The sequence below is a fragment of the Arenicella xantha genome (assembly GCF_003315245.1).
Lineage (GTDB): Bacteria > Pseudomonadota > Gammaproteobacteria > Arenicellales > Arenicellaceae > Arenicella > Arenicella xantha.
Window position 1 is genome coordinate 907,442 of the sequence record NZ_QNRT01000001.1, and the last position, 25,509, is coordinate 932,950.

The 25,509-nt window shown below is 48.7% G+C and carries 24 protein-coding genes; 7 read left to right on the plus strand and 17 right to left on the minus strand.

Annotated elements, in window-relative coordinates:
* Positions 1 to 85: 85 nt before the first annotated feature.
* From DFR28_RS03805 to DFR28_RS03820, 4 genes are all read left to right on the plus strand, one after another.
* Positions 86 to 709 carry a urate hydroxylase PuuD gene (locus tag DFR28_RS03805; protein ID WP_113952955.1) on the plus strand — a complete coding sequence of 208 codons (624 nt, stop codon included), beginning with the start codon at positions 86 to 88 and terminating at the stop codon, positions 707 to 709.
* Between the two features lie 198 nt (positions 710 to 907).
* A complete protein-coding gene (locus DFR28_RS03810) occupies positions 908 to 2,059 on the plus strand; it encodes an acetylornithine/succinylornithine family transaminase (protein ID WP_113953405.1) in 1,152 nt (383 codons plus the stop codon).
* A gap of 16 nt (positions 2,060 to 2,075) precedes the next feature.
* Positions 2,076 to 2,978 (plus strand): ornithine carbamoyltransferase, encoded by a 903-nt coding sequence (gene argF, locus DFR28_RS03815; RefSeq protein WP_113952956.1) that lies wholly within the window; start codon positions 2,076 to 2,078, stop codon positions 2,976 to 2,978.
* A gap of 2 nt (positions 2,979 to 2,980) precedes the next feature.
* Complete coding sequence (locus DFR28_RS03820) at positions 2,981 to 4,039, plus strand: ABC transporter ATP-binding protein (protein WP_113952957.1); 1,059 nt, start codon at positions 2,981 to 2,983, stop codon at positions 4,037 to 4,039.
* A 20-nt stretch (positions 4,040 to 4,059) separates the two neighbouring features.
* On the opposite strand, the gene DFR28_RS03825 is transcribed toward DFR28_RS03820, so the two are convergent.
* The 13 genes from DFR28_RS03825 to ung form a co-directional block, all read right to left on the minus strand.
* On the minus strand, positions 4,060 to 4,278 hold the full coding sequence (locus DFR28_RS03825; RefSeq protein WP_113952958.1) for a hypothetical protein: 219 nt from the start codon (positions 4,276 to 4,278) through the stop codon (positions 4,060 to 4,062).
* 131 nt (positions 4,279 to 4,409) lie between these two features.
* The gene (locus tag DFR28_RS03830) at positions 4,410 to 4,805 is read right to left on the minus strand and encodes a VOC family protein (RefSeq protein WP_211316844.1); all 396 of its coding nucleotides are present in this window, start codon (positions 4,803 to 4,805) and stop codon (positions 4,410 to 4,412) included.
* Positions 4,802 to 5,215 (minus strand): OsmC family protein, encoded by a 414-nt coding sequence (locus DFR28_RS03835; protein ID WP_113952959.1) that lies wholly within the window; start codon positions 5,213 to 5,215, stop codon positions 4,802 to 4,804. The genes DFR28_RS03830 and DFR28_RS03835 overlap by 4 nt, the downstream gene beginning before the upstream one ends.
* A 72-nt stretch (positions 5,216 to 5,287) precedes the next feature.
* Positions 5,288 to 6,085 (minus strand): indole-3-glycerol phosphate synthase TrpC, encoded by a 798-nt coding sequence (gene trpC, locus DFR28_RS03840; protein ID WP_113953407.1) that lies wholly within the window; start codon positions 6,083 to 6,085, stop codon positions 5,288 to 5,290.
* Between the two features lie 15 nt (positions 6,086 to 6,100).
* The gene (gene trpD, locus DFR28_RS03845) at positions 6,101 to 7,141 is read right to left on the minus strand and encodes an anthranilate phosphoribosyltransferase (protein ID WP_113952960.1); all 1,041 of its coding nucleotides are present in this window, start codon (positions 7,139 to 7,141) and stop codon (positions 6,101 to 6,103) included.
* Positions 7,138 to 7,749: an aminodeoxychorismate/anthranilate synthase component II gene (locus DFR28_RS03850; RefSeq protein WP_113952961.1), complete on the minus strand. Its 612-nt coding sequence runs from the start codon at positions 7,747 to 7,749 to the stop codon at positions 7,138 to 7,140. The genes trpD and DFR28_RS03850 overlap by 4 nt, the downstream gene beginning before the upstream one ends.
* A gap of 8 nt (positions 7,750 to 7,757) precedes the next feature.
* Entirely contained in the window at positions 7,758 to 9,362 is a 1,605-nt protein-coding gene (gene trpE, locus DFR28_RS03855) for an anthranilate synthase component I (protein WP_113952962.1), read from the minus strand.
* A 256-nt stretch (positions 9,363 to 9,618) separates the two neighbouring features.
* The gene (gene rpe / locus DFR28_RS03860; RefSeq protein WP_113952963.1) at positions 9,619 to 10,290 is read right to left on the minus strand and encodes a ribulose-phosphate 3-epimerase; all 672 of its coding nucleotides are present in this window, start codon (positions 10,288 to 10,290) and stop codon (positions 9,619 to 9,621) included.
* Between the two features lie 108 nt (positions 10,291 to 10,398).
* A complete protein-coding gene (locus DFR28_RS03865; protein ID WP_113952964.1) occupies positions 10,399 to 11,727 on the minus strand; it encodes a trypsin-like peptidase domain-containing protein in 1,329 nt (442 codons plus the stop codon).
* A gap of 61 nt (positions 11,728 to 11,788) precedes the next feature.
* Positions 11,789 to 12,694 carry a 5'-nucleotidase gene (locus DFR28_RS03870; RefSeq protein ID WP_113952965.1) on the minus strand — a complete coding sequence of 302 codons (906 nt, stop codon included), beginning with the start codon at positions 12,692 to 12,694 and terminating at the stop codon, positions 11,789 to 11,791.
* A gap of 195 nt (positions 12,695 to 12,889) precedes the next feature.
* A complete protein-coding gene (locus DFR28_RS03875) occupies positions 12,890 to 13,453 on the minus strand; it encodes a 1-acyl-sn-glycerol-3-phosphate acyltransferase (protein WP_170131964.1) in 564 nt (187 codons plus the stop codon).
* Positions 13,454 to 13,566: 113 nt separating this feature from the next.
* Positions 13,567 to 14,664, minus strand: coding sequence for a DNA polymerase IV (gene dinB, locus DFR28_RS03880; RefSeq protein ID WP_211316846.1), 1,098 nt, complete (start codon positions 14,662 to 14,664; stop codon positions 13,567 to 13,569).
* A 13-nt stretch (positions 14,665 to 14,677) separates the two neighbouring features.
* Positions 14,678 to 15,361, minus strand: a complete 684-nt coding sequence (gene ung, locus DFR28_RS03885) for a uracil-DNA glycosylase (RefSeq protein ID WP_113953408.1) — start codon at positions 15,359 to 15,361, stop codon at positions 14,678 to 14,680.
* A gap of 324 nt (positions 15,362 to 15,685) precedes the next feature.
* On the opposite strand from ung, the gene DFR28_RS03890 reads away from it, so the two are divergent.
* Positions 15,686 to 15,982 (plus strand): hypothetical protein, encoded by a 297-nt coding sequence (locus tag DFR28_RS03890; protein WP_113952968.1) that lies wholly within the window; start codon positions 15,686 to 15,688, stop codon positions 15,980 to 15,982.
* A 174-nt stretch (positions 15,983 to 16,156) separates the two neighbouring features.
* A complete protein-coding gene (locus tag DFR28_RS03895; protein ID WP_113952969.1) occupies positions 16,157 to 16,633 on the plus strand; it encodes a peroxiredoxin in 477 nt (158 codons plus the stop codon).
* A 71-nt stretch (positions 16,634 to 16,704) separates the two neighbouring features.
* Here the strand turns inward: DFR28_RS03895 and DFR28_RS03900 are convergent, their stop codons facing one another.
* The 4 genes from DFR28_RS03900 to DFR28_RS03915 all read right to left on the minus strand — a co-directional run bounded on the left by DFR28_RS03900 (position 16,705) and on the right by DFR28_RS03915 (position 24,622).
* Positions 16,705 to 17,757, minus strand: a complete 1,053-nt coding sequence (locus tag DFR28_RS03900) for an aldo/keto reductase (protein WP_113952970.1) — start codon at positions 17,755 to 17,757, stop codon at positions 16,705 to 16,707.
* A 50-nt stretch (positions 17,758 to 17,807) separates the two neighbouring features.
* On the minus strand, positions 17,808 to 21,158 hold the full coding sequence (locus DFR28_RS03905; protein WP_170131965.1) for a UvrD-helicase domain-containing protein: 3,351 nt from the start codon (positions 21,156 to 21,158) through the stop codon (positions 17,808 to 17,810).
* Positions 21,151 to 23,907: a PD-(D/E)XK nuclease family protein gene (locus tag DFR28_RS03910; protein ID WP_113952972.1), complete on the minus strand. Its 2,757-nt coding sequence runs from the start codon at positions 23,905 to 23,907 to the stop codon at positions 21,151 to 21,153. The genes DFR28_RS03905 and DFR28_RS03910 overlap by 8 nt, the downstream gene beginning before the upstream one ends.
* 94 nt (positions 23,908 to 24,001) lie before the next feature.
* Complete coding sequence (locus DFR28_RS03915; protein ID WP_113952973.1) at positions 24,002 to 24,622, minus strand: c-type cytochrome; 621 nt, start codon at positions 24,620 to 24,622, stop codon at positions 24,002 to 24,004.
* 158 nt (positions 24,623 to 24,780) lie between these two features.
* Between DFR28_RS03915 and yihA the strand changes: the two genes are divergently transcribed.
* Positions 24,781 to 25,422: a ribosome biogenesis GTP-binding protein YihA/YsxC gene (gene yihA / locus DFR28_RS03920; protein ID WP_113952974.1), complete on the plus strand. Its 642-nt coding sequence runs from the start codon at positions 24,781 to 24,783 to the stop codon at positions 25,420 to 25,422.
* The last annotated feature ends 87 nt before the right edge of the window (positions 25,423 to 25,509 follow it).

Genomic DNA, 25,509 nt, shown 5'->3' on the forward strand with positions numbered 1-25,509 from the left:
AAATGTGCAGATTGCCTAACAAAATAATAACTCACCACCAAATTTGGTTTATGCATAAACCAACTATTACGAGGGTAATGACATGATGGAAGAACTCAATTTTATTGCACGATGGGGGCATTTACTGTTCGGCATCACTTGGATCGGCATGTTGTACTACTTCAATTTTGTACAAGGCGGCTACTTTAAAAATGCCAGCCCTGAAGGACTCTCTGATGCAAAAGCCAAACTTGCTCCTAGCGCCTTATGGTGGTTCCGATGGGGCGCCATGTTTACTTTTATCACCGGTCTGTACTTACTACACACGATAAGCGCATCACTAAAATTCAATGAGTACATTATCGTTGGCGCCACACTCGGAACGTTAATGTTCCTCAACGTTTGGATAATTATCTGGCCGGCACAACAAATCGCGCTTGGTATGAAATCAGGAGATGGTCCCGCCGCCGGCGCCAAAGCGCTCCTCGCATCGCGCACCAACACCTTATTTTCCGCGCCTATGGCTTATTTCATGCTGGCGTCGGCGCACAAAGCACAAATGCCAACTGAAGGCTTGAGCAATGGATTATGGGCCGCTCTAGCAATCGTGATATTGCTCGAAGTGAACGCCATTTTCGGCAAACAGGGACCATTAGCGTCGGTTGCCGGCGTGGTTCATATGAGCTTATTGCTAACTGCTGCACTGGCTGGCGTACTGTACTTTTTGTAAAGCACGCATTTGGGGTTTTCAAATTCCGCTCAGACCGAGTAAACTCGGTAAAACCTGACGATAAAAGCGCCTACGGGCGCTTTTATTTTTTGTCTTGGCGATTCCAATCGATGACTATCAGCCACCAATATCATGCTAAGAAACTTAATTAATAAATTCCGCAAAGAAACCAAAAAAGCTTATCCCGAACCCGCGCTAATGAATGCCTATGCGCGCTTACCTGTGAGCTTTGTGCGCGGCGAAGCATGCACACTGTGGGATGCCGACGGTAAACAATACCTCGACGCTCTAGGCGGAATAGCGGTTACCTTTCTCGGCCACTGTCATCCGCGAATTAGCCAAACCATTTCATTGCAAGCCACCAAGTTACTGCACACAAGCAACCTGTTTCACATTCAAGAACAAGCTCAGCTTGGTGAAAAATTTTGCAAGATTTCTGGCATGGATAAAGTCTTCTTTGGGAACTCCGGAGCCGAGGCCAATGAAGCCGCTATTAAAATTGCACGTTTACATGCGCGCACTAAAGGCATCGAACGACCAGCTATTATCACCATGAATCACGCATTTCACGGTCGCACAATGGCAACTTTGTCTGCCTCAGGCAATCCGAATATTCAACGCGGATTTGAACCGCTAGTGGAAGAATTTATTCATGTTGAATTCAACAACATTGACGCTATTAGCGCCTATGCCAGCAATCCCAATGTGGTAGCTGTCATGCTGGAACCGATTCAAGGCGAAGGCGGCATCTTGGTGCCTGATGCGGGTTACTTGGCGGCAGTACGCGAGATTTGCGACCAACACGGTTGGCTGCTTATTTTGGATGAGATTCAAACTGGCATAGGCCGTACCGGAAAATGGTTTGCGCATCAGCATGAGGGTATCCAGCCCGACGTTTTGACCAGTGCCAAGGCTCTCGGCAATGGTATTCCTATTGGCGCTTGTGCCGCGCGCGGTTCGGCAGCCGAACTTATCGGCCCAGGCTCACATGGTACAACCTTTGGCGGCAACCCGTTCGCCAGTCAGGTTGGAAACGCTGTGATCGATATTATTACCGAAGAGAACTTAATCGAGCGCGCAGACCAAATCGGATGCTATTTAAAGAAACAGCTGCAACAGCATCTCGGAATAATCGAAAAAGTCGTCGACATTCGAGGACGAGGACTCATGCTCGGCATCGAGTTAGACAATGCTTACCCAAATCTAGCCATGACCTTCCTAGAACAAGGTTTAGTCGTCAACATTACTGGCGCTGGCAAAGTTATTCGACTACTCCCGTCAGTGCTCCTAACTGAAGCACAAGCCAAACAAATCGCGGAAACGATTCGCGACGTAATTACTAGCCTGTAGTCAGCGGAGCACAACAATGTCAGTACAACATTTTCTAACCCTAGACGATCTAGACGCGGCGACCTTAGCGCAGCTTATTGATCGCGCTATCGAACTGAAAACCGAGTTCAAACAGGGCTTAGTTTACGAACCACTCCGCAATAAAAGTCTGGCGATGATATTCAGCAAGTCATCCACCAGAACACGCGTCTCGTTTGAAGTCGGCATGCGTCAACTCGGCGGCGGCTCACTTTACCTGAGCCCTAATGACACCCAAATTGGGCGCGGCGAACCGATCGAAGATACCGCCAGAGTGGTATCAAGCATGGTCGACGGCATTATGATTCGAACCGCATCGCATCATGATGTAGAAATTCTCGCCGCGCACTCTAGCGTACCGGTGATAAACGGCCTAACTGACGACTATCACCCTTGTCAATTGTTAGCTGATATTCAAACATTTCAAGAAACTCGTGGCAGCATTCGAGGCGCCACCATCGCATGGGTTGGTGATGGTAATAACGTTTGTCATTCATTTATGAACGCCGCTCGAATTTTCGGATTCACGCTGCAAATCGCCACACCAAAAGGCTTCGAACCAGATCAAGCTGTTACTGCATTGAACCATAACCACATTTCACTTAGCCATGACCCCAAGAACGCAGTAACCGGTGCCGACGCGGTAGTCACGGACACCTGGGCCAGTATGGGCCAAGAGTCTGAACGAGCTAAACGTGAAGCGGCGTTTGACGGCTATTGTGTTGACTCGAGCCTAATGGCATTGGCGCATAAAGATGCCTTGTTCATGCATTGCTTACCCGCGTATCGTGGACGAGAAGTCTCTATTGAGGTGATCGAAGGAGCACAAAGTGTGGTATTTCAAGAAGCAGAAAATCGACTGCATGCGCAAAAAGCCTTGTTAGAGCTACTACTCGCATAGAAATGCCCGACTCCTTTCTTCAGGTAAACCAACTGAGTGCTGCATACGACCAGCACGAAGTAGTCGTAAACAATGTCACCTTTGGCCTGAAAGAAGGTGAACTAGCATGCCTACTCGGCCCTAGCGGCTGCGGTAAGACGACTATCTTAAGAGCCATCAGTGGTTTTCAGTCGATTCGCTCAGGCAGCATCTATTTAGATGGTCGGCTATTATCAGACGCCAAAACCTCAGTTCCACCAGAGCGCCGCAATGTAGGAATGGTATTCCAAGATCACGCGCTATTTCCGCACCTCACCATAGCCAACAATGTCGGCTTTGGTCTGCACCAACTAGCCCGCTCTGAGCGAGCACAACGAGTGGACGACATGCTTCATCTAGTGGGCATGGCTGATTATCGAAACCAATACCCTCATGAGCTTTCAGGTGGTCAGAGTCAGCGCATTGCGTTAGCGCGAGCATTGGCCCCACAACCGAAGCTGTTATTAATGGATGAGCCCTTTTCAAACCTAGATACCGCACTACGTGAAACCTTAGGCTATGAAGTACGCTCTCTGTTGAAAGAGTCCGGCATTACCGCCATTATGGTGACTCATGACCAACACGACGCATTTGCGTTAGGCGACCAAGTCGGTGTGATGGCCAACGGCCAACTAATGCAATGGGATAGCTCCTTCGGCCTTTACCACGCGCCCAATAATCGCTTTGTGGCAAATTTTATTGGCGACGGTGTGTTTGTTCGAGGTCAAATGGTGGAAGACAATGTTGTCATCACAAACTTCGGTGAGGTCCGCGGTGAGAGTGTCAATCATCAACATATTGGCAAAGATGTCGACATGCTAATCCGCCCTGATGACGTTAAATATGCTCCTGAAAGCCCGATTCGCGCGCGCGTTACCCGCAAAGCATTTAAAGGTGCGCAAACGCTCTACACTATTGAAACAGAAAGCGGCGACACACTGCTTAGCTTGGTACCAAGCCATGACGACTACGAAATTGGTGACGTAATAGGCGTAAGCATAGAAGCCGACCACCTTGTCTGCTTCGAACAACAGCCGGCCTAAACGAACCGCACGCGTAGAGCTTAGATCGCGATAGTCTGATTGAGTGCCATAGCGCCTGAAATCAGTGCCCGCCCCTTTGGTGCCTTGCAGCATCGAGCAACAGAATTTTCTGACTTAACAACACCACAGTCGTCACATGCTTGGAGTAGCGAACGCTGATTTATCGGATTCACTACGGTAAGCCAATTGTGTGAACGAGTTGCTTTGCGACGATTAAATTTTGCACTTAAAACGGTCATAGTCTCCCCCTAATAATTAGTCTCTGACAGCACATCAACGAGTAATTACTTGTCAGTATAATGCAGCCATGTGACGCGCTCTTTACAGGCACATTTAAGGTTAGGGCTAAAGAGGAAAACTAATCGATACCTTAACCCTTAGATAGCGGAGGATGGTAAAGAACTTGAACCACAGTCCCTTCAGGGTCATGACAATAGAAACTCCGCGCGCCGTCGCGGTGCGTTCTTGGTGCGGCTGCCATTTTAACTTTGTTCTCTAGTAGGAAATTATACCAAGCATCTACGTGCTCAATCTCATCCACAATTATGCCGGTGTGCGCCAAAACTTGCGCCTTGTCACCCGTGTTTTCCACCACGTGCAGCGCTAAGTTGTCGACACCGCTGCATAAATATACGTTTTCTTGATCGGGACGCCACTCTACATTAAATCCAAGCAGATCTACGTAGAACGATTCGACCAAGGCAAGGTCAAGCACATTCAATGCGACATGTCGCATGCCAGCATGCGGAGGTCTAGTTAAGCTCATTCGATAATCTCATGTGAATGGGTAATAGTGGCTGTTTTACCAAGCATAATCGATGCAGAACAGTACTTCTCAGCCGACAACTGCACCGCTTTCGCGACGGCTTTATCGGTTAAGCCTGTTCCACTAACTTTAAAATGAAGATGTATTTTGGTAAACACTTTCGGGTCGGTTTCAGCACGCTCGGCGTCCAACTCTGCGACGCAGCCAGTGACTTCTAAGCGCCGCTTTCGTAATATATGCACCACATCAAATGACGCGCAACCGCCCATACCAATCAGCAACACCTCCATCGGTCGTGCGCCCATATTCTCGCCACCGTACTGTTCCGCACCGTCCATTTGAATGGTGTGACCTGTCCCTGATGTGGCTTTAAAGTTCACATTTTTCTGTAACTCAACGACTGCTTTCATAATCTGGTATTCGCTTGTTATATTGTCGATCGTAGTAATAGGTTAGCTAGTAGTTTGGCCAACTCGGCTTAACTAAAAGAACAGTTCATGCAAACGTTTGCCTGGTTCGTCAGCTCGCATAAACGCTTCTCCAACTAAGAAGCTGTTAACTTGATGGTCGCGCATCAATTGTACGTCTGCTGGCTCATGGATACCGCTTTCAGTCACCACTAGCACGCCATCGGGGATTGAGCTTAGCAGATCAAGCGTAGTGTTTAGTGATGTGCTGAAGTTACGCAAGTCGCGATTATTAATGCCAATCATCGGCATATCGAGTTGCAGACCTCGGTGCAACTCTTCTTCATTGTGAACTTCAACCAACACGTCCATACCCAACTCTAACGCACGACCAGCCAAGTCCTGCATTAAGCCATCTTCCAAGGCCGCGACGATCAATAAAACACAATCGGCATCCATTGCTCGAGCTTCGTAGACTTGGTAGTCGTCTAACATAAAATCTTTGCGTAACATCGGTAAGGTGCAAGCTTCGCGAGCCAACGCAAAGTAATCAGCAGAACCTTGAAAGAAGTGTTCGTCAGTCAACACCGACAAACACGCAGCACCATATTTCTGATAACTTTCAGCAATCTGGGCTGGCCTAAAATCAGCACGAATCACACCTTTGCTAGGGCTCGCTTTCTTAACTTCAGCAATCACCGCAGAGTGCCCCTTTGCAACGGATTGATTCAAACTACTAACAAATCCGCGACATGGCCCCGTGTCATCAGCCTCAGATCGAACGTCCGCCAACGTGCGCTGACGCTTAGCATGCTCAACCTCTTGTTGTTTGTATGACATGATTTTGTCCAGCACATCAGAACCGGTCGACATAACGGCATGCGTCATTTAAGCCCCCTGCTTTGCAGCATTGGTTTCGTGATTGGTTGCCGCAATGTAGTTTTCTTTAGCCTGACGCGCTCGACCACTGTCAATCGAATTTGCCGCTTGCTGCACACCATCAGCAAGTGACTCTGCTAAGCCAGACACATAGATTCCAGCGCCGGCATTGAGTAAAACGATATCGCGAGCAGCACCAGGCTGCCCAGCTAATACTTGATCCACTAAGGCCAACGACTGTTCTGGGCTGTCGACCACGATCTGATCAATGCTTGCCGCGCTTAAACCAAAGTCACTTGGCTGCACCTGATAAGTTCTGATTGTGCCATTCGACAATTCGGTAATTTGGGTTGGAGCGCAAATGCTAATTTCATCCATACCATCATCCGAATGCACCACTAGCGCATGCTGACTCCCGAGATGCTGCAATACATGCGCCAAAATTTCTGTTAACAACGGCGAAAACACACCAACCACCTGACGTTTTACGCCAGCGGGATTGGTCAGCGGCCCCAGCACATTGAACAAAGTGCGAACCGCCATTTCTTTACGTGCCGCGATCGCATAACGCATCGCACTGTGATGCATTGGAGCGAACATAAAACCAACACCAGATTGCTCAATCACAGCGGCGACTTGGTTTGCATTTAGAGACAGGTTTGCACCGGCTTGCTCCAATAAGTCAGCACTGCCAGATTTACTGGAGACCGACCGATTACCGTGCTTGGCCACACTAGCGCCAGCACCAGCAGCCACAAACGACGCGGCAGTCGAGACATTAAACGTACTCGTGCCGTCGCCACCGGTGCCAACTATGTCGATCAAATTATCCGTATTCACCGACACTGCATCAGCCAAAGAGGCCATCACTTCAGCGGCAGCGGTTATTTCGTCTACCGTTTCACCCTTCATTCGCAGCCCAATAAGTAAGCCGCCTATCTGCGCATCAGTGCATTCGCCTGTCATAATTTGCTGCATAACGGATCGCATCTCAGCACGACTTAGAGAATGGCCATCAACGACCTGAGCGATAGCGTGTTGAATGTTCATGATAAGCCACCGTTTACTGATGTTGGAATGGTTCTTACTGGTTCGGTTTGTTCGAGAAAATTCTTAAGTAAATCGTGCCCGTGCTCGGTCAGTATCGATTCAGGGTGAAACTGCACCCCTTCCACCGCCAGTTCTCGATGTCGCAACCCCATAATCTCACCGTCATCAGTCCACGCAGTTACCTCTAAGCATGCAGGTAGCGAGGCTTGTTCGACCACCAAGGAATGATAGCGAGTGACAATATACGGATTCGGCAAGGAGTCAAAAACTCCCTCTCCTATATGTTGTATTGCTGACGTTTTACCATGCATAATCTGCTTGGCATGAACCACCTTACCACCATACGCTTGGCCTATGCTTTGGTGCCCCAGGCAAACCCCCAGCAGAGGAATACGACCGGCAAAATGCGACACTGCCGCGAGCGATATACCGGCACCATCTGGCGTACATGGACCGGGGGACAGCACCACTCGATCTGGCTTTAGCGCATCTATCTCAGCCAGCGTGATTTCATCATTACGAAATGTCTTAACCTCTTCACCTAGCTCACCAAAGTATTGAACCAAGTTGTAGGTGAAAGAGTCGTAGTTGTCGATCATTACTAACATAACAGCTCCTAAACGCTTGGGCGTTTGTTAAACCCTAGACCTTGGGTTGCCATCTCGACAGCGCTCACCATGGCACGCGCCTTGTTGAGCGTTTCTTCCCATTCACTGGCTGGAACCGAGTCAGCCACAATTCCGGCGCCAGCTTGCACATTTAGCACACCGTCCTTAATCACGGCTGTGCGGATCGCGATGGCGGTATCCATGTTGCCATTCCAGCCTAAATAGCCTACCGCACCTGAATAGATACCCCGTTTAATTGGCTCGAGCTCATGAATGATTTCCATCGCTCGAATCTTCGGTGCACCGCTGACAGTGCCTGCCGGAAACGTGGCTTTCAGCACATCAATCGCGTCATACTCTGGCTTAATCGTGCCATCGACATTTGACACTATGTGCATCACATGTGAGTACCGCTCAACTTGCATCTTCTCGGTTAAGCGCACCGAACCAATGGTGGCAATTCGCCCGACATCATTGCGCCCTAGATCTATGAGCATTAAATGCTCTGCTAACTCTTTATCGTCATTGAGCAACTCGACCTCAAGCGCCTGGTCGGATTCCAGAGTATCTCCACGATGCCGCGTGCCAGCGATCGGCCTAACCGTTACCGAATCGTCTTGTAGGCGCACCAATATTTCTGGCGACGAACCTACAATTTCAAAGCCACCCATGTCCATAAAATACATATAGGGCGACGGGTTGATGGTGCGTAATGCACGATACAGGTCAAAAGGTCGGCCAGCATACGGCACCGATAATCGCTGAGATAAAACCACCTGCATAATGTCGCCGTCACGAATATAGTCGCGGCATCGATCAACCGCAGCCTCGAATTCCGGTTGACTGAAATGCAACTGATACTCGCTCTCTGTGGTGGTTTGCTCATTAGCCTTAACAACCGGTGCTGCAAAACTCGACGCCAAGCCTGCTACGCACGCATCCAAATGTGCTTCCGCTATGTCAAAGGCATTATCCACCGATAAATCGGCCAAGGTCACCATAAAAATACGGCCTGACAAATTATCGAATACCAACACATCAGTAGACACCATTAACATAATATCTGGCGTACCGATGGCATCCTCTTTGCTCGCTAAGTTGAGACGCGGCTCAATATGGCCGACTATTTCATAACCAAAGTATCCCACCAAGCCTCCCAACATATCTGGAGCGCCAGCCACATCGGCAACCTTAAACTGAGCTTGTAGCTCACGCACGGTCTCCAATGGGTCAGCCACACTACGTGACTCAGTAAGCTCTCCCTGTTCTTCAACTTCAAGCTCGCAACCGAAAAAGCGGTAGACCTTATTGCACGGTAAGCCAATAATCGAGTATCGCCCCCATTTATCGCCACCTTGCACCGATTCAAATAGGTAAGTGTATGGCTGCGCCGCCAATTTCAGGTAAGTGCTAACTGGAGTATCTAAATCGGCTAACGTTTCGCGAATTACCGGCAGGTGGGTATAACCCTGCGCTCGCAACCGGTCGGCGCGCTGGTTAAACGCTTGACGCTCTTGATTCAACGGTGACGAAGCTTGAGATTGGTGCGGTGCATTAACCGACGTTGACGTATCGCGGGGCACATTGTAGTGCAAGTTGGTATTGGAAGACATGACAATAAATTCTCAGGAAAAGCAGCGGATATACACCGCAAAAAATCAAACAGGCCACCACCTAAGTAGGGCACCGACCGCTCAGGCACAGCTAAGCGAAACGAATTAGACTCGCCAGCTTCGCCAAGACTCTATTGTCTGGCAATGTTTGATCTGTATGTTTACCTGATATTGCATGTATTTGAAATAAGGAAAATCCTTGTATTGCTAATGATTGCTTGAGTTTTGGTCTAGGTCAAGTAATTCTGTATCAAGCCTACACAGACTGCGCGATATTGGCACGCATTTCACTAATAACACTCGCATAGTCGTCCGCGTTAAAAATTGCCGAACCCGCCACAAACGTATCAGCACCTAAGGCCGCCAACTCGCCGATGTTATTCGCCTTTACACCGCCATCAACCTCGAGCCGAATCGAGCGCCCACTGGCATCGATTAGGGCGCGCGTGGCGACAATCTTGCGCTTTACGTGCTCAATAAAGGACTGCCCACCAAAGCCTGGATTGACTGACATCAGCAACACCATGTCAACTTTTTCGATGGCCCATTCCAAGATACTCAATGGAGTAGCCGGATTCAATACCAATCCGGCTTGGCAACCATGGCTCTTAATGAGCTGGAGGGTACGATCAACGTGCTTACTGGCTTCAGGATGGAAAGTAATCATCGATGCACCAGCATCAGCAAAATCGGGAATAATACGGTCTACCGGTTCCACCATTAAATGTACGTCGATAGGGGCTGTCACACCATGATCTCGCAAAGCCTGACAAATCATCGGCCCAATAGTTAAATTCGGCACATAATGATTATCCATAACATCGAAATGCACCCAGTCAGCACCCGCTGCCAACACATTATCAACTTCTTCACCCAGGCGGGCAAAATTGGCGGATAAAATAGACGGCGCGATTACATAGTCGGTCATGGCAAATTCTCTATCGATTCACTCAGCAATAACATGCGAGCATGGGTTAGCTTAGTAGCGCGCCAATTATAACCAAGCCAGCGCTTTTTTTATCGCAAAAGTTAAGATTTACTGTAAAAGCAAAAATAATGCCCCGTTGCCACGCACAATATTAAGCATCAGCACTTCCTTACCTTGAATGGCTTTGCGAAACGAATCCATATCTCTAACCGGCTTGCGATTGGCTGATACGATTATATCGTTAGTTCGAACCCCGTGCTCCCAAGCAACACTGCCTCGTTCAACATTGCGAACCAATACACCTTCGCCAACACTGGTACTGACCTGTCGAGCATCAATATTGCCCAACGTAGCACCGTCAAGTTGATGGTGCACCATCGAGCCAGTATTAGAAGGTTTAGTCGATGACTCTAAGATCGGGCTGAGCGTAACGCGCTGCCCCTGCCGTGCCACTGTTAACTCAAGCGTATCGCCAGCGAACTGCTGACCGACTAATGACCTTAAATCATTACCTCGGTAAATAGTTTGACTGCCAGCGGCCAAGATAACGTCACCCGGCGTCAAGCCTGCTTGCTCAGCACTGGAACCCGCAATGACATTGGTTATCACTGCACCGCCTAATTGTTTTATATCAAAAGCACGCGCCAGATCAGGGGTTAAGTCTTGCACCTGAACCGCCAAAAATCCACGTTGCGGTGCGCCATATTTAACTAAATGCTCACCGATGCGCAACGCCATATTGACCGGTGTCGAAAACCCTATTCGTGAACTACTCGCGGTTTGCGCGGTCTTTGCGGTATTCAAACCGACGAGTTTGCCATCAAGATCAACCAATATTCCACTGCCAACGGCGGCATCACTTTGAATAAATTTGCGGTGTGGTTGCAGACTGTTACGTTGCGCCAACGCGCTAATCACGCCTGTCACCACAGTGTTCTGCTCCCCCAAAGGATCCCCAATTGATACAACAAAATCGCCAACCCGCATGAGGCTCGAGTCTCCAACCGGAATCGCAGATAGATCTTTGGCATCGATTTCAAGAATTGCCACATCGGAAGCCAAATCACTGCCCACCACGCGCCCCTCAAGCTCACGACCATCGCTCAAGGTAACAGCCGCTGTATTGGTACCACGCACACTGTGCTCATTAGTCAAAATCAGCCCATTGTCAGCATCGATCACAACTCCGAGGTGAAACGAATCGGTAGCTTGGATCCGGCGCTGGTCAAAAAATCGTCGAAAAAACGGGTCATCGAAGCGGTCGCGGCGACTCTGCACTCTAGCCGGAACCGAAATTCTAACCACGGCGGTCTGAACCCGCTCTATCATCGGCGCAAGAGACGGTAATGGCTGCCCCTCAACCGCGAGCGGCAATGCTGCGTTAGCGGTGAGCGAAACCAGCCACCCTAAATAACATAGAGCAATTAATGATTTCATATTCTCTCTCTACAACTACGGATTACAGTGCGAGGTCTAATGCGTCACTCCTGAATCTCGGTTAACTCTTAGAATTTGCGATTCCGTTTGGCACATGCCCAGTTGGAACATGTTGCCGGGCCGAATCACAATGCCCTTCCTGATCGTCAAAAAAGATGTCGGCCCCAAACGTGCGAAGAAACTCGCCCTTGGGTAAGCCACCCAAAAAAACAGCCTCGTCAATTCGAATATTCCACGCCCGCAAAGTTCGAATAACACGCTCATGTGCCGGCGCAGAACGCGCCGTAATAATTGCAGTTCGAAGCGGCGATTCGTCGACCGAAAATTCAGATTGAATGCTGTGTAGTGCTGCCAACATGTTTCGGAATGGCCCGCCTGGAAGTGGTCGTTTAGCCGATTTTACTTCATGCCGTGAGAATTCCACCAAACCTTTCTGTTTGTAAATCTGCTCTGCTTCGTCGGAGAACACCACAGCATCGCCGTCAAAGGCAATGCTTAGCTGCGCATTATGATCAGCCGATTTATTAAAATTAGACGGCAGCATGGTGGCCGCGGCGAACCCTGCCGCCAAGGTGCTTGCCACATCGCGGGGATCGCTCGATAAAAAGACATCCGCACCAAACGGCTCCACATATTTAAATGGGCTGCTGCCATTAGTAAACGCAGCGCGCGTAATAGGTAAGTTGTGCTGCTGAATCGAATTAAAGATTCGCAAACCCGTATCGGCAGAATTGCGTGACAGAAGAATCACTTCAACTCGCTCGCGAACTGGGCTGAGATCATTCAATTTGAGTAATTTTTGAACAAGTGGAAACGCAACACCAGGTTCTAGCAGGTCATTTTCCCGCTCTATTTGATATCGACAATAGGCTTGAATACCTTCTTGCTCAAAGACCTTATGCCCTTCATCAAGATCAAACAACGCGCGCGACGAAATGGCAATCACCAACTTTTGCTCATCATTCATCGGCACCCCACCCCATTTAATAATGCTGTTTTTCCTACCATTGAATCAGTGTATCAATATTGTTTAGTTCGCAAGCAAAGCTAACAAACTATTTAGAGTCCCGACACATTTCACGCAGTGCAAAATAGATACTCTATTTAATTTCACCTCAGCTAAGCATGTCAATAACATATTATGTGCGGCGCCCATGGGTAGTTAATCATCGACGCGCGGCTCTCTAAAGGTTTGCTCAGGATTCTTACCAACCTGCGTTTTACAAAATGCGATGACTTGGCTCTGGTCAGTTTTAAAGTCAGCCAATGGCGGGCGCGGCGGCAAGATGGTAAATGTCTTATTTTGAAAACAAGGACCCGCCACCACAATCGGCACATTGGCTTTCTTAGCTAAATAGTAATAGCCACTCTTTAACGTTTCCTGATAGCCACGCGTTCCCTCTGGTGTTATCAGCAAACGTAATCCATCCGCTTGTTCGAAGCGCTCGGTCATCGAGTCAACAAAATTTGTGCGCTTACGACGATTGATCGGCTCGACTCCCAGAAACCGACAGAGATAATTCAACGGCCAGATGAAAAATGCATCTTTGGCAAAGATCTTCACATTGAGATCCAGCGCATGGATCGCCAACCAACCATAAACGAAGTCCCAATTGCTGGTGTGCGGAACCGCCACAAAGATATACTTTTCGTCCACTGGCGGGTCGCCAATAATCCGCCAGCCAAGCAGCTTGAACAAGATATAGTGGCAAATTCTCTGTTTCACATTACTCAACTTGTTTGTATTGGCGCGACGCGCAATCGCCCATAATAAAACAATTTTCCGATCTACGGCAGTCAAGTTGCGACACAACAAGATTTACTTGCTGAATCATCTAATTAAAACAAGCCGAGCTGGGAACTTTCACGCACCTCGACAATCGCCAGCGAGCCTTGCTCTGGGTCATGTTTCACCAAATTGGACAGCGTGATACCAATTAATCGAATCGGACGATGCCCAGCCTCAGTTCGGCGTAATAGCTCAGGCAAGGTCCCAGTAATATCTGACACACTAACAAATACGCTCGCCGTAGTTTTGCTGCGTGTATTGAGCTGAAAATCCGAGTAACGCAGCTTTAACGTCAAGGTCCGTGCGGCCAGTTGCTTAGCCTCAAGTGTCGACTCCAAGCTAGCCGCGATAGTTTGCAAGGTCTGCCAGATAAACTGTTTATCAACCACGTCGCCACTAAACGTGGTTTCCTGACCGATCGACTTACGCGTTCGATGCGCTCTAACCGGTCGCTCATCAATACCTCGAGCTACGCGATAATAATACGCTCCAGCTTGACCAAACTCAGTCTGCAATTCCACCTCGGTACGTGAGCGCAAATCGGCGCCAGTAAAAATACCTAAGCGCTGCATTTTTTGTTCGGTAACCTTACCCACTCCAAAAAATTTTCGAATCGGCAATTGCTGTATAAACGCGTCAGCGTGCTCTGGTCGAATAACATAGAGGCCATCAGGCTTATCCATATCAGAAGCAATCTTGGCTAAAAACTTGTTGTATGAAATACCGGCCGACGCGGTCAAATCAACAGTCGACTTAATGTCCTGCTTGATTCTTTGCGCCACTGCGGTAGCCGACCCTAAGGCCGCCGCTCGCTCCGTTACATCTAAATAGGCTTCATCTAGTGATAACGGTTCAATCATGCTGGTGTACTGCTTGAACACCTCATGAATACCAGCAGACGCCTGACGATACGCATCGAACCTAGGCGGCACAAAGATCGCGTCTTTACACAACTTTACCGCACGCGACGACGGCATCGCCGAATGCACGCCAAACTGTCTGGCCTCATAGCTGCACGCCGCAACAACGCCACGACTCTCCGGCTTACCGCCCACAATGACTGGCTTGCCGCGCAATTCTGGAAAGTCCCGTTGCTCCACCGATGCAAAGAAAGCATCCATGTCGATGTGTACAATTTTGCGAGTCACCGGCTAGCCTAGCTCATTGAATCTGCCAATTGATGGCAGCCTTACCATGCTGGACTAAATAATTGTTAGCCTGCGAAAAATGCCGACACCCTATAAAACCTCGATGTGCAGATAACGGTGAAGGATGCGGAGCGGTTAGCACTAAATGACGCTGCCGGTCGATGACTTGCCCCTTTTTCTGCGCATACGCACCCCACAACAAAAACACCACATGTTCGCACCGCTGGTTAACTACATTAATCACGCGATCGGTAAATTGCTCCCAACCCTTGCCCTGATGGCTTGCAGCACGCCCCTGCTCAACGGTCAGCACCGAGTTTAACAACAGCACGCCTTGTTTAGCCCATTCAGTTAGATTGCCGTGTGATGGATAGTCACACGCCATATCAGTCGTCAGCTCCTTATACATATTCCGTAGTGATGGCGGAATCGCTACGCCTGGCGGCACACTGAAACTTAAGCCATGAGCTTGACCGGGCCCGTGATACGGATCTTGTCCAAGGATGACCACCCGGACATCGTCCAGCGGCGTCGCATTAAATGCAGAAAAAATATCAGCACCACTCGGGTAGATCACTTTACCACTGGCTTTAGCCTCTCGAAGAAATGCTGAAAGCAGCTCCATATAGGGCTGCTCAAACTCACCCTTCAACGCTCTAAGCCACTGATCTTCAAGCTTAATTTCTCTATCAATCATCATAAAAAGCGAATTAATGACACCGTATTTATTAACATTAGGTAAGAACTCGAAGGAAATATCCAGTAGCTAACAATCGTCACTAATAATAAATAATCCATCGCTCTCGCAGAAATCCTAGTTTACAGCAGTTTTTTACTCAAACTACGCGCCATTGCCTGTCTAACAATTCGTTCATAAATCAAGAATATGAATTAACGAAACTTAAGTCTCATTGAGCCGCAAATGTACCCATCCTAAAATTGCATCGATTGCCAGCCTACCCTATTAATCGCTGCAATCATAAAAACTACCCACTACCACAAATAATCAGGAGTAATTCCTATGTCAAATAAAAACCCAGTTCTGCCCAACTTCCTCAAGGTATTGACCGTTGCGACCTTCGCCTTGATCGGCTTGGCAAGCTACGCTGGTCAGCATGAATCTGAACAAAAGCCCAAACAAGAGCGAATTGTTGAATTAAAAGAGATGACCAATACCGACCATAAATTAGCTCCAGTAGAGAGTCGTAAATTAACTGATGCCGACGCGGCTAAGGCCGAAGATGCACTCGCTGAGGACATCAACGCAGCCACCAAGAAGCTCAATGAAGAACCGCAAACTTGGAATACTGATGATTAAGCTGTGACGCAAATTTTAAAACGCTATTGAAAATTGAAATGCGATTTAGTATCACTCGAAGCCCGGCATCGCCGGGCTTTTTAACGCCCAGCTAATGAAGCGCAATACACACCTTAGGCTATACTGAGGCGTAACGAATCTCACTCAACAACCCAAAATTAGGAAATAACTATCATGATCAAAATTGGCGACTCTATTCCTGCAGCAAGCATTACCACAATCGACAAAGATGGTCAGGCAAGCACTAGCGCTGAACTGTTTTTTGCCAATAAAAAAGTCGTGCTGTTTGCACTTCCTGGTGCGTTTACACCAACTTGCTCTGAGGCACACCTGCCTGGATTTGTAGTTAAATATGATGACTTCATTGCAAAAGGCATTGACGTGGTAGCCTGCTTATCGGTAAACGACGCGTTTGTCATGAAGGCTTGGCAAGCAAGTCAGAATGCCGAGAACCTCACTATGATTGCCGATGGTGGAGCAGCCCTGACTGAAGCTTTAGGGCTCACTCTGAATACCGGCGATTTCGGTGGCGTACGTTCGCAACGCTACTCCATGATGGTAGACAATGGCGTAGTCACTCAGCTTAATGTAGAACCTGCAAATGGCTTTGAGGTCAGCGACGCAGAGACAATCTTAGGACAACTGACATAACACTGTAGTTGAACTGATGATCGACCAGCTAATCGCTGCTGGTCGATCTCACTTTACTTTGTTTGAGCCAACTAAAACGGTTGAGGGAAACGTTTTATGACGCCGTCAATATCCGCCAAAACCTCGGCCGAGAGCGCGACTGAGTAAGCATCTAAGTCCTCGGCCAACTGCTCCATTGAGGTTGCGCCAATAATGGTTGAGGTTACACCAGCTAATTGATAAACCCACGCTAAAGACAATTGCACTAAACTCAGATCATGCTGGTCTGCAACTTCTTTATACGCCGCAATCGCTTCGTGCGAATGAGCAGTGTCGCGGAAAATGCCATTACGCTGCTGCATCGTCCAACGACATCCAGCCGGTTTCGCGCCATTTGCATATTTACCTGACAACGCACCACCAGCCAACGGCGACCACGGCAGATAGGCCACATCGTTAAACACACAGTTTTCAATTAAATACGGCCAATCCTTAAGATGCAATAAGCTAAATTCATTTTGAATTGACACCATTTTGGGTAAGTCATGCAACTCGGCTAGCCGCAAATACTCACTGATGCCCCATGGTGTATCGTCGGACAAACCTATATGGCGGATCTTACCAGCCTGCATCATTTCATCGAGTGCCTGCAATATTTCCAATAACCCGGCACGCTCTTGCTCAATATCGGTGTCAGTTGGGTCAACCTGACCTGGCCAATGCTTAGAAAAGTGTGGCGACATACGGTTCGGCCAGTGCAACTGATACAGATCAATATAGTCGGTTTGCAGACGCCGTAGCGACCCGTCTACAGCCTGCCTAATCGCATCGCCGTCAATCTTACCGCCATCGCGAATCCACGGAATTCCAACACCAGCAATTTTTGTCGCCAGCACGAATTCATCACGGCGACTCTTGTTTGTCGCTATCCAGTTGCCAATATAGGTTTCCGTCAACCCTGAGGTTTCCTTGCTAGGCGGCACCGCGTACATCTCTGCGGTATCAATGAAATTTATACCGCGCTCTAAAGCATAATCGATCTGCGCAAACGCTTCATCTTGTGTATTTTGGTTACCCCAGGTCATCGACCCAAGGCATACTTCACTGACCTGTAAATCGCTGCTTCCGAGTTTTACGGTTTTCATTCGTTGCTGTTCTCTATGGTTAGTTGTAGTAGCGGCAAATCGGTATGTGATTAGCCTGAAAAATCCCAAACACGCATTTGCTGTAAGAGCGGAAAGTATACTGCCAGCTTGATTGGCCTAGTGTCAATTTGACGCATCAGCGCACCATACTTTTCAAGCTGCGGCCGATGTCGCTGTGCAACCTGTTCATCAACAAAGCTGGCGAGATCAGAACGATTAGTGTCGGTACTTTTGTAATCAACAATCCAGCGTACGCCATGTTGATCAACAAAGGTACGATCTAGTCGATAAGTATTAACCATGCCATCTTCATACGCCGCAATAGCGTATTCGTTGTTTGCGATGGCATAGTCATCAAACAAAAAGTGCGCATCCGAGTCTTGTTGAATCGCCTTAACTCCGTTTTCCAGACGCCGTAACGCCATACTGAGTCGGTCCTCTGGCACACGCAGCGACAGTAATTCTGCTCGCCAACGCCTACGGAGTAATTCATCTACCTCGGCAGTCAATACCGAGTGTCGATTAAACTGCAACCAATCATGCAACACAATACCAACCCCTGTTGCAACCTGAGTCGCCCACTCATACTCGACTTGCTCGTCCGGCGCTGAAGGCTGAGCATGCAAACGCGTAGCCACCTGCCAATCAACCGAAGAGGCAAGATTTGGTGAATAATCAGATGGCAAACGATACAGTGTTTGATCCATGTCAGTGTCCGTCACCTGAGGCGACGGCGTACCAGATTCAGATAACTGAAAATGTGGCTCAAGCGCGCCCCAAACCGTACTTAATAAGCTATTTTTAGCAGGCGCACGCACATCGTTAGTCTTTGGATCTAATTTAACTTTAGCCGATAGAATGAGCTTGCTCTCAGCCCGTGTACAAGCCACGTACATTAAGCGAATTGCTTCATTTGAATCTCGTTTAGATTCAAGTTTACGCAAATAATCATAATGACTTCCAGAGTCTTGTTGAGCACTAAAGGGGGCCAACAATAAGCGCGAGTCGCCGTCATCATCTTGGTGCTCCGCCCACATCAACACGTCTTTGTCACTGCTACGTGCACTCCGACTTAAACATGGCAAAATGACCGTGTGATACTGCAAGCCTTTAGACTTATGCATGGTCGATACCACAACACGAGCCTTGCTTTCGCCGCGCGCGACCTGAGGACGAGCATAAAGTTTGGCCATTGCCTCTTCTAACTCTCGCATCGACGGCAAATCGCCGCCACGTTGCAACGAATCAATCAGCTCAAATACCGTATCAATATCTTCACTGGTCGCCTCAAACCCTGTGGCTTCACCACCCAGCTGATGCCAAGCCCAACGAGTTAAGCCAGCCAAAGAAACCTGTTGACGTTGCGCCATTACTTCGAGCATTACCGACTTAAATCGGGTCAAACGCGATCGAGACTCAGCGTTCAGCAACGCGAAATCAAGATTTAACAGCTGCTCCCAAACGGTTGGTTCCGGACGGTCACTAAGGTGTTTCAATTCGACCAGACTCAAACCACACCAAGGCCCACGTAATAGCGACAACCAACTAACACGATCATCGTCACGACAAATTGCTTTACACAAAGACATTACATCGATTACCGCGGGCAACGCATGCAGTGGCTGAATATCGACGCCGAGATAATGAATGTCGGCCTGTTGCAAGGCCGGCAACAAGGTATTCAACTGAGTTCGGGTACGAACCAAAATCGCCACTTGCGCCTTGTCGTCGGGCAACGCGTTAATCGCCGCTTGAACTTGCTCAACAATCAGCGTCGCCTCATGTGCATCATCAAGCGTCAGCAAATAGTCAACTTGAGGGCCGCTTTGCTGACGATCGCAACTCGCCGCTGAATAGGTGATCGCACCAGTAAGCACATTATTCCGATTCGGAAAGCTATGCTGAAACGTATGATTAAACCAACTAACAAGATCCGACGAAGAACGGAAATTCTCACTTAACGTAAGCGCTTCAATTGCAATATTAGGAAACAGCCGGGTTTGGTCGTTATCAGCCACCTGTAAAAACAGGCTCACGTCTGCCTCTCGAAAACGATAGATTGATTGCATTGGGTCGCCAACTAAAAACAAGGTCTTAGGCGGACTTTCATCAATCTCCCAACCTGCGGTTAAGCGCTTTAATAATTCTATTTGTCCATGTGACGTGTCTTGAAATTCATCGACTAGAATGTGCTGCAAGTGTGTGTCTAACCGCAAGCCCAAATCCGTGGGGTTTTCCAATTCTCGCAACGCCAAATTGGCGCGCTGCGTGACCTCGCTGTGGTCACATTCCCCGCTAGCTCGAAATCGCAACTGTAGAAATCCGGCCAACGCTTTCAGCACCAATTCAAGTGATTGCAACTGCTGCCAATCAGTTAACGATAATTCTGAATCGGGCAGCGTCTGCACATCCAGCAGAGCTAAGGCGAGCGCGGGGTCATCACTAACATTCTTTAAAACCGCTAACATTTGCTCTCGTTGGTCTGACTTAGCTTCAAACCCGAGTGTGATATTGACCGTTTTACGAAAGTTTTCACCGGTCAATAATAAATGGCAAACTGCCTTCCAATGACTAATCGTCAAGTCATCAGCAGATGTTAAATCAAGCAGGCTATCCAGTGGTGATCCTGGGCCATACTTTTCAATGCGCTTAGCCGCGGCTTCCGCGCCTAGTCGAACTAAGTCCGCAAGCACACCATAAGGCAGCGCTTCACGCACGCGGTCAATCGTGCCGCATTCTACTTGATACCATGCGGACTCTACCTCTGAACGCATCGCCAGCAGATCTCCTTGCACTAAATGACGCAACCATTGGTCTCGCTTTGCCAGCATGGAGGTGAACAGGCGACGCGCTTTATCGTAATTAAAATCGAGTTCCAAAAGAACCGCTTGCAAGGCCGACGCAACACTCGATTCTGGCTCCAACAGCTCCGCAAATAGCTGTTCAATGGCTGCCGCATAATGTACATCGGCACGGTCGGTAGTACGCGGGCGATCCCCCAAACGACTAAGCCATGGCATACTGCCGGTAAGCTTGGCACAAAATGCGTCGATCGTAAGAATCTGCAATTGATAGGGCGCGTCAAGCAGCTGCCAGCCTTGCTGTTGGTCTCGAGCTAAAACGGCTTTCGCCAAATCCAAACCTTGTTGATCAAAAGCATTGTCGGCCTCCTCGCCGTGAGCCGCGTCACTCAACAGCTCCATCAACCTAGCGCGCATTTCAGCGGTAGCTTTTCGCGTAAAGGTAATCGCTAACACTTGTTGAGGCTGATCGACACGCGCCAACAATGTCAATAAACGATACACCAATAAGCCTGTCTTACCTGACCCTGCCGGCGCTTGCACAATGAACGAACGCTCTGGGTCGAGCGCATCCTGACGTGCTTGATAGTCATTAATCATCGGCATCACCTAATAGCTTGCCAGCCGCAATTCGTAACTGAGAAACACGACAAATTGCGTGCAAGTCACAGTAATTGCAAACTTGTTCATCAATCGGGTTAACCGATGCCTGCCCTGCCAAAAAATCAGCGGCCAACTGGGTCAACAGTTGCGGCCAAACCGAACGTCGCTCCTGCCACTTCTGCTGCAAATCGTTTTGTGGCTTCTTCGCCTCGCGAAAGATTCCGGTTTCTGACAATTCCACGAACTTGTGATCTCCTTGGCGCACCGACGCAAAGGCAATCCCCGAGGTTTGCTTTTCTTTTTCGGCATCCAAAGCCAATACATATAGCGGCATTTGCGGACTTCGCAGGCGATCCTCAAGCCAATCATTGCGGTTCACATTGCCGGTTTTGTAATCGATAATCACGCTGCGCCCTGCGTCGGTCAAATCAACACGGTCGATGATGTAGTCGAATGCAATACCGCCAATATTTCCACGCCTAGGCTGCTCTCGCTCCACCACCGAAAATGGTTCAGGCCGAGCGGACTCCAGCGCTAACCATTCCACCAATAGTCGTAGCAGGCGAGGCGTTTCGAGCCGTAATAGCTGGAGTTTCTCAGCATTCAATTCAAGCTCATTGTTCTCTAACACTTGTTCAATCAGCGACGCCACTAAACGCGCGCGCTCATCAACCGGCATTTGATTCAAAGTTCTCTGGGTTTGGAGTTGCGCCCATAGCTTATCAAGCAGGTGATGCACGACATTGCCACGATCCAAATTATCTAAACCAAACTCAGCATCATCCTGTGATTGACACTGCAGCTGATGCGTGGCGTATGCCTTGAACGCGCACTGTGACTGATTTTCGAAAATTCTCGACCCACCTTTAGGCGATAAAGCGGCACGCCAAGGCAAACCTTGAACATCGACAAACGGTTCCAGCTCAACCTCGCTTTGCGCCACAGGAGAATCCCCTTCTATTGACAAAGGAGCGGCTTTAGCAACAAACATCGCATCACGAAATCTAGCGGCGGGGCCCATTTCGATATCACTATCTTGATCCGCGCTGCGTGCGAAACTCACGATACGTTCATCGGCACACTCAAGCAGATGATCTAACACCTGAAACGCGTGCTGTGAGCCATTGCGTGTACCCCCTGATGGATGACCACTATCAGCCAGTAAACGCGCCGGAATAAACGCATCAGCCTTCGGTGCGGGCGGGTAATCTTGATGCATGCCGGTAACAATACACAAGTCTACCTCATGGCCCACCGCCTCCAGCACACCGGAAATAACGATTGGCGATGCCGCACTCTTCGGTAGAAACACGGTATTCCTCGCCATTTGCTGAATCAACTCGAGAGCCCGTGACAAACCCGCCCGATGCTGCACGGTCGCCAAGCCTGCAAACTCTTCCAATAACGCAATCCAACGTTGATGCAATTGATACTGAACACTGTTCATCGTCTGATCTAGGGTACTGGTTTGCCAACCCCATGAACGCAACCAATTAGAAAATTCAGCAGTCCAAGCGCCAAACTCAAGTGCGGCATACCCTAATGTTTGTTTCTTCTCCGCCAAAGCCCCTTGGATCAGTTGACGCTGAGCCACAAGATCACGTAACTGTGCTTCTAATAGATCGGCTTGTGGCCGCTGATGAACAGACAGAGCGGCTTTACACTGCGCATACAAATCCGGCAAGTGATCAAACATAACTTGATGAAATCGCTGTCGCTTTAACCACCGCTCAAATACACGACACTCTTCGCGATGCATCACGCACAGACCAACGAATTGGTTGCGCAATAAATAGCTTAAGTCAGTTACCGAAACGCGGTTTTTAATGAGCGTCAATAGGCTGAGTGCAGTCTCGATGGCCGGCCATTCATGCAGCGTGAGGCCGAGACTAAACCGATAGATATTACTGTTCTGCTGCACTTGTAACGGCGACAAATCAGGATAAAACACCGATCTTGCTAACTCCTCCACTGCCGCTTGACGATGCTGAAGATCGGGCACCACAATGCTTACATGGGAGTCGGGGCTAGATTCCAAACGATGCCGAGCAGTCTTTAGCGCCGATAGAATTTCGTTCTGAACAGTTGGAAATTGAAGGAAATCCTGCGTTCGGCAAGACTTGGTCGGACGCTGATAGTCGACACTAATACCTTGGATCTTCGCTTGCTCTAGGTGGGCTTTCTGCGCATCGGTGATTAAGTCATACGAAACCCAAATCATCTGCGAATAGGGAATGTCACAGTCAATCTGGTGCAACGCAGCAACCAACATGCTCTCGTCAATCAACCCTCGTTTTTGCAGCTTTTGCTGGTAATCATCAAGCCACACTAAAAACTGTTCGGTGTCTGCCACATGATCTTGCGCTATGGATTCGGGCGCTACATTCCAATCATGCATTAAACGCCAACTGCGCTGCACCGCCCTCGCCGTCTGCTGAACATTGAGAAGCGTTAAGGCTTGCTCATCACGTCGCGATTGTTCAATAATTTGCGTCCAAACTAGCAACGATTGCTGGGCTGAAATTAGGCTCAGCGCACCTTGTGTCGATGCCAACTGCTTACGATTGGTCTGCCATAATGCCCGCAGATAGTCATTCCAAACCAGAATCGACGGAGCTTCCCATACCGAGCGCCCATCCGCCAAATGCTGACGAGCTAGCCGCTCATTGAGTGATGTCACCAAACTTCGCGTTGGCGCTACAATCACAGTGGTTTTATCGAGTTTTGAAAGCCAGTTATCGTCCATCTACAGAGTGTAGCATTGGCAAGCAGGGGCGAAACTAGCAGGACAAAAAAAAGCGACCCGAAGGTCGCTTTTTACTATCAAAGACACGTAGTGCTTAACGTAAACCAGCCATGTAAGCAGACAGCTCTTTGATTTGTTGTTCCGACAGACCAAATGCCACCATCGCCATAATTTGATTATGACCGGCACGGTCGCCTTTTTTGAAGCTTAACAATTGTTGCTCCAAATATTCTTTATGCTGACCGGCAACACGTGGGTAGTGAATAGAAATACCATGTCCACTTGGACCATGACATCCCATACATGCGGAAATACCACGATCAGCATAGCCGCCACGATACAAGCGCTCACCAGCCGCGGCCATTTCAACGTCAGCCTCAGTCAAGTTAACCTGAGTGCTTGGCGTTAATGTTGCGTAATACGCATCCAAATCAGCCATATCTTCATCCGACAAGCCAGCAGCTTGCGCCATCATAATCGGATTTTTACGTTCGCCAGTTTTAAACGCTTTTAATTGGCCACGAATATATCCGGGTACCTGACCAGCCAAATGAGGATTGGCCGGCAGCGAGCTAACGCCAGCAACACCATGGCATGCGGCACAGACGCCAGCTTTTGCCTTGCCTGCTTCGGCATCGCCAGCGGCTGTGGCTACATGTGTAAAGGCGCTGCCTGACAACGTGATGCCAGCAATAACCAGTAATTTTTTCAACATTGACGAGTCTCCAATACTAGGCTCAGGGTATGCATTTGTTAGTGGCGGGTTTTATATCATGCCACAACCGCGCCCTCAAGGGCAGCTGTGCGTTTTAACACAATTTTAGCTACTCGAGAAAGTCAGCGTCCGAGGCCACTTTTTGCTACAATCCGCCGATGTCAGAACAACCAAAAAATAACGGCAGCAATCTCGCCGACTTGCCCGCCATTTTGCGCGACCCCGAATTTATACTAGGGGCGGCCGAACCACATCAATTCCCCAAAGATGAATTGGTCGAAGTAGCCTTCGCCGGGCGATCTAATGTAGGCAAGTCCAGTGCGATTAACGCGATTTGTAATCGCCGTAAGTTGGCAAGAACCAGCAAACAGCCGGGCCGCACACAACAAATCAACTTTTTCACAATGGGCGAATCTGCAAGATTAGTGGATTTACCCGGCTATGGTTTTGCTCAAGTACCACTATCAGTAAAGAAAAAGTGGGAAATCACCATTCAAGAGTACTTAGCCAAGCGCGATAATTTGATCGTTTTGGTATTGCTGATGGATATTAGGCATCCGCTAACCGATCTCGATTGGCAGATGATCAAATGGGCAAGCGAGGCTGAACTACCGACACAAATTCTACTTACCAAGGCTGACAAATATAAGCGTGGCAAAGTAGCATCGGTCGTTCTGAGTGTCGAAAAAGCTTTAAAAGTACTCCCAGGTCAGTTTGGCGTCGAAGCGTTTTCGTCACAGTCTTTCCTTGGTGTTAACGCAATGCGAGCGCAGTTGGATGAGTGGGTTAACCCAACGTAATGAGAAAGAAGCAACAAATTGCAATATCCGTCTTGAATAAGCGACGCTTTTGAATTATCTTTCAGTTCGACCAGAATTTTAGTGCGA

Bases quoted from the DNA above. Each gene is read 5' to 3' on its own strand.
- DFR28_RS03915 (WP_113952973.1), bottom strand. From the start codon at position 24,622: ATGTTGAAAAAATTACTGGTTATTGCTGGCATCACGTTGTCAGGCAGC.
- DFR28_RS03870 (WP_113952965.1), bottom strand. From the start codon at position 12,694: ATGAATGATGAGCAAAAGTTGGTGATTGCCATTTCGTCGCGCGCGTTG.
- rpe (WP_113952963.1), bottom strand. From the start codon at position 10,290: ATGACCGACTATGTAATCGCGCCGTCTATTTTATCCGCCAATTTTGCC.
- argF (WP_113952956.1), top strand. From the start codon at position 2,076: ATGTCAGTACAACATTTTCTAACCCTAGACGATCTAGACGCGGCGACC.
- DFR28_RS03805 (WP_113952955.1), top strand. From the start codon at position 86: ATGGAAGAACTCAATTTTATTGCACGATGGGGGCATTTACTGTTCGGC.
- DFR28_RS03850 (WP_113952961.1), bottom strand. From the start codon at position 7,749: ATGTTAGTAATGATCGACAACTACGACTCTTTCACCTACAACTTGGTT.
- DFR28_RS03895 (WP_113952969.1), top strand. From the start codon at position 16,157: ATGATCAAAATTGGCGACTCTATTCCTGCAGCAAGCATTACCACAATC.
- DFR28_RS03820 (WP_113952957.1), top strand. From the start codon at position 2,981: ATGCCCGACTCCTTTCTTCAGGTAAACCAACTGAGTGCTGCATACGAC.
- DFR28_RS03910 (WP_113952972.1), bottom strand. From the start codon at position 23,907: ATGGACGATAACTGGCTTTCAAAACTCGATAAAACCACTGTGATTGTA.
- yihA (WP_113952974.1), top strand. From the start codon at position 24,781: ATGTCAGAACAACCAAAAAATAACGGCAGCAATCTCGCCGACTTGCCC.
- DFR28_RS03890 (WP_113952968.1), top strand. From the start codon at position 15,686: ATGTCAAATAAAAACCCAGTTCTGCCCAACTTCCTCAAGGTATTGACC.
- trpD (WP_113952960.1), bottom strand. From the start codon at position 7,141: ATGAACATTCAACACGCTATCGCTCAGGTCGTTGATGGCCATTCTCTA.
- ung (WP_113953408.1), bottom strand. From the start codon at position 15,361: ATGATTGATAGAGAAATTAAGCTTGAAGATCAGTGGCTTAGAGCGTTG.
- DFR28_RS03830 (WP_211316844.1), bottom strand. From the start codon at position 4,805: ATGAGCTTAACTAGACCTCCGCATGCTGGCATGCGACATGTCGCATTG.
- trpE (WP_113952962.1), bottom strand. From the start codon at position 9,362: ATGTCTTCCAATACCAACTTGCACTACAATGTGCCCCGCGATACGTCA.
- DFR28_RS03835 (WP_113952959.1), bottom strand. From the start codon at position 5,215: ATGAAAGCAGTCGTTGAGTTACAGAAAAATGTGAACTTTAAAGCCACA.
- DFR28_RS03905 (WP_170131965.1), bottom strand. From the start codon at position 21,158: ATGATTAATGACTATCAAGCACGTCAGGATGCGCTCGACCCAGAGCGT.
- trpC (WP_113953407.1), bottom strand. From the start codon at position 6,085: ATGTCGACCGGTTCTGATGTGCTGGACAAAATCATGTCATACAAACAA.
- DFR28_RS03865 (WP_113952964.1), bottom strand. From the start codon at position 11,727: ATGAAATCATTAATTGCTCTATGTTATTTAGGGTGGCTGGTTTCGCTC.
- DFR28_RS03825 (WP_113952958.1), bottom strand. From the start codon at position 4,278: ATGACCGTTTTAAGTGCAAAATTTAATCGTCGCAAAGCAACTCGTTCA.
- DFR28_RS03900 (WP_113952970.1), bottom strand. From the start codon at position 17,757: ATGAAAACCGTAAAACTCGGAAGCAGCGATTTACAGGTCAGTGAAGTA.
- DFR28_RS03810 (WP_113953405.1), top strand. From the start codon at position 908: ATGAATGCCTATGCGCGCTTACCTGTGAGCTTTGTGCGCGGCGAAGCA.